This window comes from uncultured Nisaea sp. (assembly GCF_963974195.1).
GTDB lineage: Bacteria > Pseudomonadota > Alphaproteobacteria > Thalassobaculales > Thalassobaculaceae > Nisaea.
On record NZ_CAXBDC010000001.1, the window covers coordinates 17204 to 31868 of the forward strand.

14 protein-coding genes and 1 tRNA gene are annotated in these 14665 nt (G+C 59.1%); 4 read left to right on the forward strand and 11 right to left on the reverse strand.

The window, feature by feature from the left end; translation table 11 throughout:
- Positions 1 to 277 precede the first annotated feature (277 nt).
- A complete protein-coding gene (locus AAC126_RS00100; RefSeq protein WP_339848581.1) occupies positions 278 to 2329 on the forward strand; it encodes a methyl-accepting chemotaxis protein in 2052 nt (683 codons plus the stop codon).
- Between the two features lie 25 nt (positions 2330 to 2354).
- Here AAC126_RS00100 and AAC126_RS00105 read toward each other — a convergent pair whose 3' ends face one another.
- Both AAC126_RS00105 and AAC126_RS00110 read right to left on the reverse strand, forming a co-directional pair.
- Entirely contained in the window at positions 2355 to 3269 is a 915-nt protein-coding gene (locus AAC126_RS00105; protein WP_339848583.1) for a cytochrome c, read from the reverse strand.
- A gap of 66 nt (positions 3270 to 3335) precedes the next feature.
- Positions 3336 to 3809, reverse strand: coding sequence for a cytochrome c (locus AAC126_RS00110; RefSeq protein ID WP_339848585.1), 474 nt, complete (start codon positions 3807 to 3809; stop codon positions 3336 to 3338).
- Positions 3810 to 3930: 121 nt separating this feature from the next.
- Here AAC126_RS00110 and AAC126_RS00115 point away from each other — a divergent pair, with 121 nt between their 5' ends.
- Entirely contained in the window at positions 3931 to 4455 is a 525-nt protein-coding gene (locus tag AAC126_RS00115) for a hypothetical protein (RefSeq protein WP_339848587.1), read from the forward strand.
- A 25-nt stretch (positions 4456 to 4480) separates the two neighbouring features.
- On the opposite strand, the gene AAC126_RS00120 is transcribed toward AAC126_RS00115, so the two are convergent.
- A complete protein-coding gene (locus AAC126_RS00120) occupies positions 4481 to 5365 on the reverse strand; it encodes a LysR family transcriptional regulator (RefSeq protein ID WP_339848590.1) in 885 nt (294 codons plus the stop codon).
- A 100-nt stretch (positions 5366 to 5465) separates the two neighbouring features.
- Here AAC126_RS00120 and AAC126_RS00125 point away from each other — a divergent pair, with 100 nt between their 5' ends.
- Together AAC126_RS00125 and AAC126_RS00130 are read left to right on the forward strand one after the other, a co-directional pair.
- Entirely contained in the window at positions 5466 to 5966 is a 501-nt protein-coding gene (locus AAC126_RS00125; protein ID WP_339848592.1) for a lactoylglutathione lyase family protein, read from the forward strand.
- Positions 5967 to 6140: 174 nt separating this feature from the next.
- Positions 6141 to 6608, forward strand: a complete 468-nt coding sequence (locus tag AAC126_RS00130) for a PAS domain-containing protein (RefSeq protein WP_339848594.1) — start codon at positions 6141 to 6143, stop codon at positions 6606 to 6608.
- Positions 6609 to 6667: 59 nt separating this feature from the next.
- Here AAC126_RS00130 and AAC126_RS00135 read toward each other — a convergent pair.
- From AAC126_RS00135 to ilvC, 8 genes are all read right to left on the reverse strand, one after another.
- Positions 6668 to 6743 (reverse strand) — tRNA-Lys (locus AAC126_RS00135).
- Positions 6744 to 6802: 59 nt separating this feature from the next.
- Complete coding sequence (locus tag AAC126_RS00140) at positions 6803 to 7369, reverse strand: hypothetical protein (protein WP_339848597.1); 567 nt, start codon at positions 7367 to 7369, stop codon at positions 6803 to 6805.
- A 176-nt stretch (positions 7370 to 7545) separates the two neighbouring features.
- Positions 7546 to 8706 (reverse strand): rod shape-determining protein RodA, encoded by a 1161-nt coding sequence (rodA, locus tag AAC126_RS00145; protein ID WP_339848599.1) that lies wholly within the window; start codon positions 8704 to 8706, stop codon positions 7546 to 7548.
- Positions 8707 to 8709: 3 nt separating this feature from the next.
- A complete protein-coding gene (gene mrdA, locus AAC126_RS00150; protein WP_339848602.1) occupies positions 8710 to 10716 on the reverse strand; it encodes a penicillin-binding protein 2 in 2007 nt (668 codons plus the stop codon).
- Positions 10717 to 10723: 7 nt separating this feature from the next.
- Entirely contained in the window at positions 10724 to 11233 is a 510-nt protein-coding gene (gene mreD / locus AAC126_RS00155) for a rod shape-determining protein MreD (protein ID WP_339848604.1), read from the reverse strand.
- Entirely contained in the window at positions 11230 to 12171 is a 942-nt protein-coding gene (gene mreC / locus AAC126_RS00160; protein WP_339848606.1) for a rod shape-determining protein MreC, read from the reverse strand. The genes mreD and mreC overlap by 4 nt, the downstream gene beginning before the upstream one ends.
- A gap of 45 nt (positions 12172 to 12216) precedes the next feature.
- Positions 12217 to 13260, reverse strand: a complete 1044-nt coding sequence (locus AAC126_RS00165; protein ID WP_193171299.1) for a rod shape-determining protein — start codon at positions 13258 to 13260, stop codon at positions 12217 to 12219.
- Positions 13261 to 13568: 308 nt separating this feature from the next.
- Positions 13569 to 14588, reverse strand: a complete 1020-nt coding sequence (ilvC, locus tag AAC126_RS00170; protein WP_339848613.1) for a ketol-acid reductoisomerase — start codon at positions 14586 to 14588, stop codon at positions 13569 to 13571.
- Between the last annotated feature and the right edge of the window lie 77 nt (positions 14589 to 14665).

The window sequence follows — 14665 nt, forward strand, 5'->3', positions numbered from 1 at the left end:
GGGGGAACGAAAGCTTGAATTCCGCATATCAAAATACGTCGGATAAGCCTTAACAAGCATTTACATTAATGGGTTATTAATTTTTTCCTTTATAAACTCAGGATAGTAAACCCCATACAGTCAGATGACGACAGCACTCTGAAATATTGAATTTTCCCTAAAAACTACACGAAAAATGCGGAAATTTCATAAAATCAGATGAAGGCAGGGGCACGCTTTGGCTGTACAGTTTTTAACGCAACAACCCATTGGGTGATCACACAAGGGGCTGCTTTATATGTTTTCCAGTTTATCGATCCGCAAAAAAATCATTGGCGTATGCCTTATCACTCTCCCTCTGCCTATTGTTGCGCTGATCTATGCCGTCTTCTCCATGAATCTGATCGGCATTGAGCTCAAGGAGATCGCGGAAGAAGACATGCCGATCACCCGGCGATTGACCGAAGTGACTGTCTTGCAGCTTGAGCAGGCCATTCATTTCGAAAAGGCCATGCGGTTCTCCGGCATTCAGAAAAAAAATGTCGATCTTGACGCCGCCGTCACCAAGGAAATCGAGAAATTCGAGGAACAGAGTAAAGCAGCAGACACGCTGTTTCTGGAGCTTGAGAGCAGATTGAAGCATGCGATCGAGGTAAGTTCGTCACACGGCTCGACCGAAACGGTAAAGGAGTTCAGCGCCGTTTCGGAAAACATCCAGGAAGCCAAACTGCTGCATGCTGATTATGAAGTGCAGGCCAAATCCGCATTCAAGGCCCAGAGAGCGGGCGACATTGAGGTCGCGACCAGCTTTGCCGAAAAGGCAGAAGCCCTGGAGATCTCCCTTGACCAGAAAATGGAAGAGGTCCTGACCAGAATCGGGGAATTCACGCAGGGCTCGCTCTATGCCGCAGAAGAACACGAGCAGCAGAGCTTCCATATTATCGTGATTCTTGCCTGCCTCGGTCTGATTGGCGGGCTTTTGAGCGGCACGCTTATAGGCAACGCGGTGGCGCGGCCTATTGTGAATCTGACATCCGCCATGGCCCGGCTTTCCATCGGAGACTACAGCGTGGATGTGCCTGCGCGAGGTCGCAGAGACGAGATCGGAAGCATGGCCGAGGCCGTTTCCGTATTCAAGGAAGCCAGTATCGAGCTTGAGCAGATGACCGAATCCCGGCAACGGGAGCAGGAAGAGCAACAACGCCGCCTGCAGGAAGAAATGCTCTCGCTCAGCAATAAACTGGAAGAAGAGCTGAAAACCGCCGTTGCCTCCATCGCCGAGGAAATGGATCAAATGCGCCAGCGGTCGGAGAACATGAACCGCTCGGCGGAGCATGTGCGGCAGGAAAGCATCGCTGTGGCCGCCGCCTCGGAAGAAGCCACAGTCAACGTCAATACCGTGGCAGCGGCATCCCAGGAGATGTCGCAATCCATTCAGGAAATCAGCCGGCAGGTGGGTGCATCGACCAATATTGCCAGGGATGCGACGAGCGAGATCGAGAAAACCAATGCAACGGTCGAAGGCCTTGCGAGCGCCGCCGAGAAAATCGGCGCGGTTGTCAGCATGATCACGGATATCGCGGAGCAAACCAATCTTCTGGCTCTCAATGCGACCATCGAGGCGGCCCGCGCCGGGGAAGCCGGAAAAGGGTTCGCGGTTGTTGCCTCGGAAGTGAAATCCCTCGCCAACCAGACAGGCAGCGCGACGGAAGACATTTCAGAGCAGGTCCAGAGCATTCAGAGCATCGCCCGGGACGCCGTTCAGGCCATGCGCGGCATCGGTGAGACCGTGTTGCGGATCAACGAGATATCGGAGCAGATCACGGTCGCCATCGAACAGCAGAGCGATACGACCAATGAAATCACACAGAACGTCCAGGAAGCGGCCATGGGCACCCAGGAGGTCTCCGGAAAGATCACCGGTGTCGCCACATCCGCGGAAGAAAACGGCGTCATATCCCAGGAGATAAGCACTTCCGCGACCGTCATCACGAACAAGATGCATGAGTTGCAGGGCAGACTGACCACCATTGTCCGGGCATCCGCGGCGGGTAACCGGCGGGAAGCGGAACGCAAGACGATGATGGAAGCCTCTAAATTCCGCCTCGGCGATGACTGGTATGACTGCATCATCCACAACATCTCGGAAACCGGCCTCGAAATCGGAACCGATATGGATGTCTCAGAAGGCTCCATCGTTGATGTCGACCTGACCGGCCTCGGCCTGGTTCAGGCCCGGGTTGTCCGGCAACGCAAACGCGTCAAGGGATTCGGTGCCGAGTTCATCGAGCTCGATGGAACCATCCGGAACACGATCCGCGCCTGGGACGGCGGCTCACTCGCCGCCTGACCGAACAGCGCCTTCTCGAGGCCAGTTATTCCGCCGCACCGACCGGCGGAATGGCCTTGAGGTAGCGGGCAATGGCGCGGCGGTCCTCGTCACTCAGCAAGCCCGTATTCTCCACTACTTCCGCCATGGAGCCACCCGCCGTATCGAAATCGGGAGTGAAACCGGATTTCAGATATTCCGCGATATCGGCCTCCGACCAGGAACCGATATCGCCACCAGCCGGTGTCAGGTTTGGAATGGTGCCCTCCCCGTCCGGGTTCGGGGCCCCCGAGAGCCAGCGCGAAAGATCAGGCCCGCCGATCGCGGAACGCGGCGTATGGCATTCCCCGCAATGGCCCGGCCCTTCAACCAGATAACGTCCGCGTTCCAGATCCGCGCCGACCTGCATCACCGGAGCGGGATCGAGATAAAGTCGTTTCCAGAGCCCGAGACCGCGCCGGATCGAAAACGGGAAGCCGACCGCATGTGGCGTGTTCGCCTGCGGGCTCGCAGGCAGTGATTTCATATAGGCCCAGAGGTCCAGCAGATCCTCGATTTTTATCCGGGCGTATGATGTATAGGGAAATGCCGGGTAATAGTGCCTCCCATCCGGTGATACGCCGTGCTTCATGGCATTGACGAAATCCACGGCCCGCCACGTTCCGATCCCGGCTTCCGGGTCGGGAGAAATATTCGGAGCATAGAAGGTCCCGAATTCGGTAACGAAAGAACGGCCGCCCGTGAGAACCAGTTTCTGCTCCCCCTTGGCATCAGGAGCGGCGTGACAGGAAACACAGCCCCCGATCGTGAATATCGCCCGGCCGCGTTCGGCATCCCCGGCCACGTTCGGCAAAGCCCCTTCCGATTCCGTCCCGGGTTCCGTCAGAAACCACCCGGCCGCCGCGCCCACCACGGCAACAACGATCACCCAGGGCAAAGCCCGGCGCAGACCACCTGTCATCACATATTCTCCCGTACGTCCTCCGGAGCCCGGCCGAAACCGGACTCCGGCAAAACCGGATCTGGATTACTTGGGAGCCCGGAAAGGTTTGTGACAGCCACCACACGATTTTCCGACATCACCGATCCCGCCCTGCAATGCAGGCAGGCCGTCACCGGCAACCATGGCCAGCGCCGCGGATGCATCGGCGAGCGCCTTGCTCTTTTCCGAGACCTCCGGATAGGTCGACCAGATTTCCGCCTTGGCGCGGGTCTTGTCCGGCATCGCGGTCGCGTCCGAGCCTTGCGGCCACATTGCGCCCTGATCCAGCGCGGCCAGCGCCGCGAGGTTGCCCGCAGCCGCGCTGGCCGCCGCAGCGTCATATGCCACGTCACCTTTCGCCATCGCCCCGAGCTGGCCGAGATTGAAGGAATAAAGGGACATCACAGCCTGGCGGGCAGCGATGGCTTTTTCCAGATGACCATCCGCAAATGCCGGCGCCGCCGTCAGAAGAGCGGCAGCAAAACCGAAGGATGTCAGTATTTTTTTGATTTTTTGCATATTGGATCTCCCACTACAGACATGCTTGTCTGCATGTAGGCTACAACAGCAAAAATTTCTGTATATTCACTAAAAGGTCATCGGGACTGTCCCCCCTCGCACGCAGACCTATATCCTCCATATGACCGGTCGCACGTTCCTCACCGCTCTCCTGTCCCTGTTGCCCTCGGCGGCACTGGCGGATCTGGCCGTGACATTCATTGAGGCTTCCCCCTCAGACCTGTTCATCGTCGAGAACCTGAACGACTGCGAATATTACGATTTCGGCCTGCAGATAGACCTCCGCAGCTCGGCAGGCGGTCTGTTGTTCGATATTTCCGAAGGCGGCGCGGGCGCGAGCGTCTACGAGCCATTCGGGATTGCCGAGGGCCGGGATTCGGTCCGGAGCTTCGCCCCCGTCACGGACGGCGACCGCGTCGCATCTATCCTGTTTGACAGGCTTGAAGGGCGCGGACGCGTTATCTTCACCGTGGATGTCGACGACACATTACCCGAGGGCCTATACGGGCAGACAGTCATCGACTCATCGGAGATTGCCGGCGCGATGATTGTCATCACGACCGTAGGACAAGACCCGGCGACTGCGGTCTTTCTGCCGGACGGGAGGGCCACGGCACAGCTCCAGGGCTGCGGGCCGGTGTCATGAAATCCGGGCAATAAAGCCCCGCCTCCTAAAGAGGCAGCAAAAGCCCGCCCAGCAAATCCCGTACACGCCGCGTTCTGGCCGCGAGCACTTTGCCGCGGCGCTGGATCAGCCAAAGCTCATGACGCACCGGGTGCTGCAGCTCGGCACACGTCAGAAGAGCCCGCCCCGGATAAGCATCAATCCCGCTGCGCGGCAAAATCGTGTATCCCAGCCCCCGCGCGACAGGCTCCGGTATCTGGCCGATCTGGTTTATGAAACTCCGCAGGCGTAATTGCTCCACCCCGTGGAACGCCTCCGGAAAATTTGCCGAGAACAGCTCCTCCGCATACCCGAACCCGTCCGGATGGGCGATAAAGCCGCGCGTTTGCAGATCATCGAAATCGACCCTGCGCTCCGCGCCCGCCGGCAGTACCAGGGTCAATTCATCGGCCCCAAGCCTTTCACTGGACAGTCGCGCATGGCCCGGTGCGTGATCGACAATGCCGATATCGAAATCGCCAGACAAAACGCCATCCACGATCCGCGCCTGCGGCGTTGCTTCCAGGCTGATCATCAGCCTGGGCGCACGCTCCATCAAGCCAAGAAAATGCGGATAGACCAGCATGGCGAGACTGCCGGAGCAGGCCAGCGTAACCTTGCCCACATCCGGATCGTCCGCGCCCAGCGCCTCATGCAGGGCGCGCTCTCCGGCGCGGCGTTCGCGCCCGAGAGCCAGTACCGCCTCACCTGCGGGAGTTCGGGTAAAACTCTTGCCGTCACGGGAAATCAGCGGTTGCCCGATTTGTGCCTCAAGCTTCTTCAAATGTTGCGAGACGCCCGGCTGGGTCATGTGCAGCTGCTCGGCGGCACGCGTGAAGTGCCCCGTCTCGCAAAGGGTTACGAATGTCTCGAGCCATCGTGCATTCAACATGCATCATTACAAAACGTAATCTATTTTCGTTCAAACGATAATTTCAAAACATGCATCAGAAATCCTAAATCTCACCTGAACGCAGTTTCAGGAGATTTTCATGCCCCAGACCACACCCCGCACCTTCTCCCATATAGGCCTGTCCGTCCCTGACCTGGACAGGGCCGTCGAATTCTACCGCGACGTGCTCGGCTTCTACGTCATCATGCCACCGACCCTGATCACGGATGACGACACCGACATCGGTGTGATGTGTAACGATGTTTTCGGCGAAGGCTGGGGCAGGTTCCGCATCGCGCATCTTGCCACCGCCGACCGGATCGGATTCGAGCTGTTTGAGTTCGAAGGCAATCATGCCCCCGAAGACAATCTGCCGTTCCGCCGGACCGGCATGTTCCATTTCGCCATCCAGGATCCGGATATCGAGGCACTTGCCGCCAGGATCGTGGCCGCGGGCGGAAAGCAGCGCATGCCTGTGCGCGAGTACTTCCCGGGCGAGAAACCCTACCGGATGGTCTATGTCGAAGATCCGTTCGGTATTGTTTTCGAGCTCTATTCTCACTCCTACGAGCTTACCTACTCCGCCGGTGCGTACAGCTGAACAGGACGGCGGTGGCCCGGTTATCCGGGGTATCTGGATAATCCGGCATTATGCTCACGCTCCCCTCAGGAATGATCCCCGATAGCGCAATCAGCACTCACATTTACGAGCCATGATTGGTATGTTGAAAAACAGATAGGAAAATCACGCTCCAAAACGAATGCGATGCCGCAGTTGAATATCGATGAAAAACCGTTCGCACGCGTGAAGTCCCCGCTTCTCCGCAAGGCATTCGCGCTCTGGGATGGTAAACGCGGCACCCATCTCATGCCACGGCGGGAAGATTTCGATCCGGTGGAAATGCCCCGGCTTCTCTCATCCATCATCCTGGTCGATGTCGAGGATGGTGGTGCAAGGCTACGAATTCGTCTCGTGGGCACCAAAATCGTCGAAATGTATGGCAGTGACTATACCGGGATGTATATGGACGAGATCGATTTTGGTGATGTCAGAGAGAAAGTCCTGACTGAATACCGCCTGCCCGTTCTGGAAAAACGCCCGGTTTTTTCAGACCACGAATTCCGGAAACTCAACAACTATCACCACACGATTGAGCGCGCGATTTTCCCCCTGTCGGATGATCGCGTAATCGTCGACAAGCTTATCGCGTTTCTGGATTTCGAGAGAGTTCGAAGCATGTAAGCTGCACGGTCGGGCATCGCCACGTCCGTTGAGCAAGCTATTGATTTCAAGGCGGAGAGTGGTGGGCGCAGTAGGACTCGAACCTACGACCCGCTGATTAAGAGTCAGCTGCTCTACCAACTGAGCTATGCGCCCGCCCGTCGAAGGAGCGGATTGATACTAAAGGCGTGATCCTATTGCAAGCGGGTTTTGAATTATTCGCCGGAAGGCGAGGATCGCCGCCAGGTGTGGCCTGAGTCCGGTCCAAGCATCTGCTCGCGCAGCTCCTGCAAGGGGTCCTTCGTTTTCTTACCGCTTCGCAGGGTTGGGTCGTCCGGCAGCGCCTGCCAATTCCAGTTCCCTTCCCCGTCGTCCGGCAAGGGCGCCTGGGCCGTTGGGCGGGGAGATTTCGGGGCGCGCATCTGGGTCTTCTTCTTGCTTCTTGGCACCGGAGTGCCCTCAGGCTTTCCCAGCACCCAATCCAACCCGAGCATATCGCGCTCTTCCTCGGCCTGTTGATCTGGCGGTATCGGCCGACCACTGGTCGCTTTGGAAAGCTTGGCTTCTATCCGGACGGTTTCCGCATGCTCGATAGCGCCGCTACCGATACTGCGCCGTTCTTCCGGCGGCAGGGAATCAAAGCTGTCCCTGGCCCGGTCGTATTCTTCCCGATCGCCGGTTTCGGCTGCTGCATCGAGATTGCGTGTAAGGTCGTTCTCACCCTGGCTCTCACGCGTGGAGTCAGCGAGAATTTTCAGGCTTTTGCGTTCAATATTATCCAAGGATCACCACCCCGTTCGGCACTGCGCTGAAACCAGCAGGCAGTTTTACATAATAAAACGCTTGTTGACGTCAGTTTACCGTAAAAACCATTTAAAAGTCTATTAAAGTGCTTTTCTGTTTAAGAAAAACTCAACCATAAGACATTTCGGAGCTGGCGCAGTGAGGAGAAACAGTCTCAATCCTCATCCTCGAAGCTTTGCCGGCCAATCTCGATATCACGATGAACATAGCAATTGATGATCAGGCCAAAGCCGATCATTGCCGTCAGCATGGCTGTTCCACCATAGGAGATCAGAGGCAACGGAACGCCGACAACCGGGATAAGCCCCATCACCATGGCAATGTTGATGAACATGTAGAGAAACAGCGTCGTCGTTGTCCCCAGCGCAAGCAGGCGGCCGAACTGGCTGGAACAACGCAACGCGATGGCAAAGCCATATCCAAGCGCCAGGACATACAGCAGCAGCAGGAACAGTGCCCCCGCCAGCCCGAGCTCTTCGGCAAGCATGGTGAAAATGAAGTCAGTCTGCTTTTCCGGCAGGAAATTCAGATGGCTCTGAGAGCCTTGCAGGAACCCCTTGCCGAATAGACCTCCGGAGCCGAGCGCGATCTTGGATTGCAGGATGTGATACCCCGCGCCAAGAGGATCGTTCTCCGGGTTGAGGAATGTCAGGATCCGGTTCTTCTGGTAATTATGCAGGAACTGCCAGCCGATCGGGATCGCAGACAGGCCAAGCACCAGAACCGTGACGAATTTCCAGATCCGCACACCGGCAAGAAAAAATATCGCCCCGCCACCAAGAATAATCATGCCGGCCGTGCCCAGATCCGGCTGACGCAGCACCAGGATCGCCGGCGAAAAGACCAGAACCAGCGGCACGAACAGACTGCGAATACGACCGACTTCCTCGAAAGTCTGGCGATGGAAATAGCGCGCCAGCGCCAGCACCAATGCCAGTTTCATCAGCTCGGACGGTTGCAGACGGAAGACACCGAGATCGATCCAGCGCTGCGCGCCCATACCGATTTCACCCGCGATTTCCACAACCCCCAACAGTCCCAGAGACAGGAAATAGAAGGCGTAGGACCAGCGCATCAGGAACCGCAGGTCGATCAGCGCAATGCCAAGCGTGATCACCAGGCCGATACCGAACCGGATGGCCTGGCGCATGGCCCAAGGCGTCCAGCTGCCGTTGGCGGCCGAATAGAGCATGGCAAAGCCGACGGAAGCGATCAGCGTCAGGAGCAGGATGAGCCCCCAGTTGATCTGCTGCAGCTTGATGCCAAGCGTCAGCTCCGGCGGATTGAGTGAGTTGGAGTGCATGCCGGTCGCCATGGCCTAGCCCTGATCCGTTTCAGGTTGAGCTTGCGGCAGGATTTCCACCGGCTCGGCTTCCGAAGCCTCGAACCCGTCAGCTTCCATCGCCCGGGCAAGAATGTCCCGGGCTATCGGCACCGCGTACTTACTGCCGCCGCCATGCTCCAGCACGACCGCAACCGCATAGCGCGGCGCATCCGCCGGAGCGTAGCCGACAAACAATCCGTGATCCCGCTCACGCCAGGGCAGATCCTCGTTCTTGATCACGCCGGTCGCCCGCTCTGCCTTGGTGATCCGCCGGACCTGCGCCGTTCCAGTCTTGCCGCCGACCTCAAAGCCGGAATCCGGGATCTTGGCGCTCCGCGCCGAGCCATGTGCGCCATTGACCACCCGCCGCATGCCTTCAAGCACATGGGCAAGGTGGCCGCGCGAAATATTCATCTTCGGAACAGGCGCGTCGCCTTCCTCCCGGCGGATCAGCGAGGGTTTCACCGCATATCCGCCATTGACCAGCCGCGCGGTCATGACCGCGAGCTGCAGCGGCGTCACCAGGACGAATCCCTGTCCGATACCGGTGATCAGGGTTTCCCCCTTCTGCCAGCGCTCGCCACGGACCGCGAGCTTCCATTCCCGCGTCGGGATCAGGCCGTTCCGCTCACCCGGCAGCTCGATCTCCAGCGTCTCGCCGAGACCGAAACGGCGCGCCATTTCCGCGATCCGGTCGATACCGACACGTTTCGCAGCCTCGTAGAAATAGACATCGCAGCTCTGCTCAAGGGCATCCATGACATCCATCTTGCCATGGCCCCAGCGCTTCCAGCAGTGGAAGCGGGCATTGCCGAGATCCGTGTGACCGTTGCAGTAGACCTGGGTTTCCGGCCCTACCACACCCGCTTCAAGCGCGGCAAGCGCCACGATCATCTTGAAGGTCGAGCCGGGCGGATAGGTTCCGGCAATCGCCTTGTTGGTCAGCGGATGGCGAGGATTGGAAAGCAGATTTTCCCAATCCCGGGCGCTCAGCCCCTTGTTGAAATTGTTCGGATCGAAACCGGGCGTCGAGGCGATGGTCAGGATCTCGCCCGTATGCACATCCATGACAATCGCGGCACCGCTCTCGCCCTGCACGATGTTGCCGCCCTCGTCGAGGAACACCGTCCCGTCGTCATTTTCCAGATAGCGCTTCGGCACACCCGATCGCGCAAGAGCTTCCTGCACCCGGATATCCGCGATGGGAACCCGTTCCGCGTGGCCACGCTCAAGCCGCTCATGGGCGAAGACCTGCAGGTTCATATCCAGGGTCAGGCGGATGTTCTTGCCCGGCTGGCCCTCATCCCCCGGAAGCTTCCGGATGATCCGGCCAAGCGCGTTCACCTCCACCTGACGGCGGCCGGCGGAGCCGCGCATTTCCTGATCGTAGAGTTTTTCGATGCCGCTCTTGCCGATGCGGAAGTCCGGCAACTCCAGCACGGGATCGCCGGTCAGTTCAGTGTCCGAGACCGCCGCGACATAACCGGTGATATTCACCGCCTTGGAGCCGAACGGATAAACCCGGGAGCGTCCCTCCTCGATCCGGATACCGGGCAGATAAGGCGCATTGACCGCGACCCGGCTGATATCCTCCCGGGTCAGATTCTCGACCACGGTCACCGGCACGAAACTGCGCTTGCGGGCGATTTCCTTCAGAACCCGCTTCACATTCCAGTCATCGACCGGAACGACCTGGCGCAATGCATCGATTGTCGCGCGGACATCGCTGGTCTGCTCGGGGACAAGATCAACGCGGAAATTATCCTCGTTCGAGGCAACCTGAATACCGTTGCGGTCCAGGATCACACCGCGGGTCGGCGGCAGCAGTTCCAGATTGAACTGGTTTTCCTCGGAGAGCGTCCTGTACCGGTCCGCTTCCACCACCTGAAGATAGTAGAGTCGCGCGCCAAGAGCGCCGACCAGGCCGAGCTGGCCTGCGCCGAGTATCAGCGAGCGCCGCGTGAAGGCCCGCTTGGTATCCTGATCCTTTGGGTTCTTCATCCGCATATTATCGCACCAGATAGCGGTGAACGCGAACGAAGAGCCATGCCATGGCCGGGAAAAGCGCCACTGTCAGACCAAAACGGACCAGCACCGTGTCCGGCATGATCCATGCCAGCGAAAACAGCGACATGAGCGTCCAGTCCAGCAGGAACGCGCCGAAGGAAATAATGACGAAGCCTCCCCAGGCAATGAAGAAGGGTTTGGTCAGGAAAGTCTGACGCTGGGTCGTCGTCACACCATAAACAGCAAGAAAGATAATGGCGGTCAGGCCGAGCGGGTAGCCATGCACCAGATCCTCGGCCAGCCCGGTCAGGAAGACCACGGAGGGGGGCGTCAGATCGGGCCGGTAGACAGCCCAGTAAAAGACAGCCATCAGCGTGAAGGCGGGCGAAACCTGCGCATATCCCGGAATGCCGAGCGGCACCGCGCTCACCAGCACCAGCAGCAACGTCGTCACGGCAGGCATCAGATGGCGCGCCCAAAGATCCATTCTTTGGACGAAACTCGTCTTCATCTATCGGTCTTTCCGCGGGTCACGCCCAGCCGCTCAACCAGGGTCGGCTCCGGGTCCGGCGCCAGAACGGTAAAGGGCGGCGGGTCCATCGGACCGGGGATCACCCCCTGCATCCGGTAATCGACGATCCGGACGAACTCGAGATGGGTCCAGTCAACCACCGGCGTAACACGGATACCGGTCTCAGAGACGGAGGAAACAGTGCCCACGGGCAGGCCGGACGGCAGCATGCCGCCATGGCCGGAGCTGATCACCAGATCGCCGGGAGAAACCCGGTTGTTCTGCGGCAGGTAAAGGATGCGCGGATGGTTGGTGTTGTCCCCGACCAGAATACCCGGCTCCCGCGCCGCACCGATCAGAACCGGGATCTGGGCATTGAGGTCCGTTACCAGAAGCACGCGCGAATGCAGCTCGCCAACCTCGACGACAGACCCGACGAGGCCGTCTTCCGAGACCACGCCCTGCCCCCGTCGAACACCGCTGCGGCGGCCCGCGTTCAACAGGGCGCTGCGCACGAACGGACCGCCCGCCTCGGCGATCACACGGGCGGAAATATAGCTGACAGGCGGCGGCCCAACATGATGGGTCAGACGCTTCAGGGTCTTGTTTTCGGATTCCAGCAAGTGGGCAACATGCTGCCATTGTTTCAGGCGGCTGTTTTCTTCACGCAGACGCTCATTCTCTGCGTGAAGATCCCGAAGAGAGAGCACGGTTTCCACACCTTGAGACACGGCCGCGGCGGGGTGAGACAAGGCATCGAGGATAGGCGTGACGGCATCGACGGCAGCGATCTGCAGCCGCTTGACGACAACGATGTCCGCTTTGCCAAGCAACATGAGCCCGAAAGCCGCGAGAACGAGCGCGGTAAAGGCAAAGCGCTGCCAAAGGGTTCGCACAGGTTGGGCGACACGGGAAAATGATGCCGGTCTACGCCCCATTCCTTGCCTTACCTTCCTACCGAGCCATTACCGCAGCATCACCGATCAGTAAGCACCGATGAGAACGTTGCGAAGAACCTTCATTTCCTCGAGGCAGCGCCCCGTACCGAGGGCCACACAGGAAAGCGGGTCGTCGGCGATGGAAACCGGCAGGCCGGTCGAGTGCCGCAGCACGTAATCGAGATTGCCGAGCAATGCGCCGCCGCCGGTGAGCACGATGCCCTTGTCGACGATATCGGCCGCAAGCTCCGGCGGGGTCTGCTCCAGGGCGACCTTGACCGCCTCGATGATCTGGCTGACCGGCTCGGCCAGGCTTTCGGCGACCTGGCTCTGGTCGATGACCAGTTCCTTCGGCACGCCGTTCATCAGATCCCGGCCCTTGATCTCGAGGGTCTTGCCAACGCCGTCTTCCGGCGGGAAGGCAGAGCCGATTTCTTTCTTGATCCGTTCCGCACTGCCCTCACCCACCAGCAGGTTATGGTTCCGGCGGATATAGGCGATGATGGCTTCGTCCATCTTGTCGCCACCGACCCGGACAGAGCGGGAATAAACGATGCCGCCGAGAGACAGCACGGCGACCTCGGTGGTACCGCCGCCAATATCGACGACCATGGAGCCGGTCGGCTCCGTCACGGGCAGGTTGGCGCCGATCGCGGCGGCCATCGGCTCCTCGATCAGGAACACCCGGCGGGCGCCGGCACTTTCCGCGCTCTCCTGGATGGCCCGGCGCTCAACCGCTGTCGAGCCGGACGGCACGCAGACGATGACCTGCGGGCTGGCGAAGCTGCGCCGGTTATGCACCTTGCGGATGAAGTGCTTGATCATTTCCTCGGCGACTTCGAAGTCCGCGATCACGCCATCGCGCAGCGGCCGGATCGCCTGAATATTGCCGGGCGTTCGGCCCAGCATCTGTTTCGCTTCATCACCAACGGCGAGAACCTGTTTCTTGCCGCGCACAGTGGCGATAGCGACAACCGACGGTTCATTGAGGACGATGCCGCGACCTTTCACGTAGACCAGCGTGTTCGCTGTCCCAAGGTCAATCGCCATGTCGGCGGAGAGCATGCCAAGTAGGTTTGCAAAAAACATATAGGTTCAGCCCGGTCGCGCGCTTCGGAATCGGTTCACATACAGTGCCGCCGCCGGAATAGACCAAAGTTCGGATTGGCCTTGCAACGGAAAACAGTCACCCGATGCATTTGCCCCACGTACTCCACCCGAATTCGGTGACGCCACGAGGGAATCATATCAAAGAATCAGCTTACTATGAAATTTAATTGTCGCGCCGCTTTAGCAAAAATTTTCTAACGCGCGAAAGTGGCGGCGCGGCGGCGAGAGAATCGCCGCCGCGCTACCTTCAGGTTAGTTCTGCCAGACCGGCAGGTGGAGCCGCCAGATTAGTTCTTCGCCTTGTCGACGAGAGCGTTCTGGGAAATCCACGGCATCATGGCGCGCAGCTTCTCGCCGACCACTTCGATGTCATGCTCGGCGGCACGACGGCGCATGGTCTTGAAGCCGGCCTGCTTGACCTGGTTTTCCAGCATCCAGCGGCGGGCGAAATCGCCGGACTGGATGTCTTCGAGAACCTTCTTCATCTCCGCCTTCACCGCATCGGTGATGATGCGCGGGCCGGTGACATATTCGCCATACTCGGCCGTGTTGGAGATGGAGTAGTTCATGTTGGCGATGCCGCCTTCGAAGATCAGGTCGACGATCAGCTTCACTTCATGCAGGCACTCGAAATAGGCCATTTCCGGCGCATAACCGGCTTCGACCAGCGTTTCGTAACCGGCCTTGATCATCTCGCAGAGACCGCCACAGAGGACAGCCTGCTCGCCGAACAGATCGGTTTCGCACTCTTCCTTGAAGCTGGTCTCGATGGTGCCTGCCCGGCCACCGCCGATGGCGGAGGAATAGGACAGCGCGATCTCGAGGGCATTGCCGGAGCCGTTCTGATGCACGGCAACCAGGCACGGCACGCCGCCACCACGCACATATTCGGAGCGCACGGTGTGACCCGGGCCCTTCGGTGCGATCATGAAGACATCGAGGTCCGGGCGCGGATCGATGAAGCTGAAATGGATGTTGAAGCCGTGCGCGAATGCGATGGCGGTGCCTTCGCGCATGTTGTCCTTCAGATCCTGATCATAGATGTCGGACTGGCCTTCATCCGGGGTCAGCATCATGACGACATCGGCCCACTTGGCGGCTTCCGCTGCAGTCATGCATTTCAGACCGGCGGCTTCGACCTTGGCACGGCTGGACGAGTCTTCACGCAGCGCGACGACGATGTCCTTCACGCCACTGTCTTTCAGATTATTGGCGTGGGCATGGCCCTGGCTGCCGTAACCGACAATCGCAACCTTCTTGTTCTTGATCAGATTGACGTCGGCATCCCGATCGTAATAGACGCGCATTTCTAGGCCCTCTCGTTTCCGTTCCTGTAACTCAACACTTTAATGGAGCCCTGTGGCTCCCACCCGGCGAAAGCCGC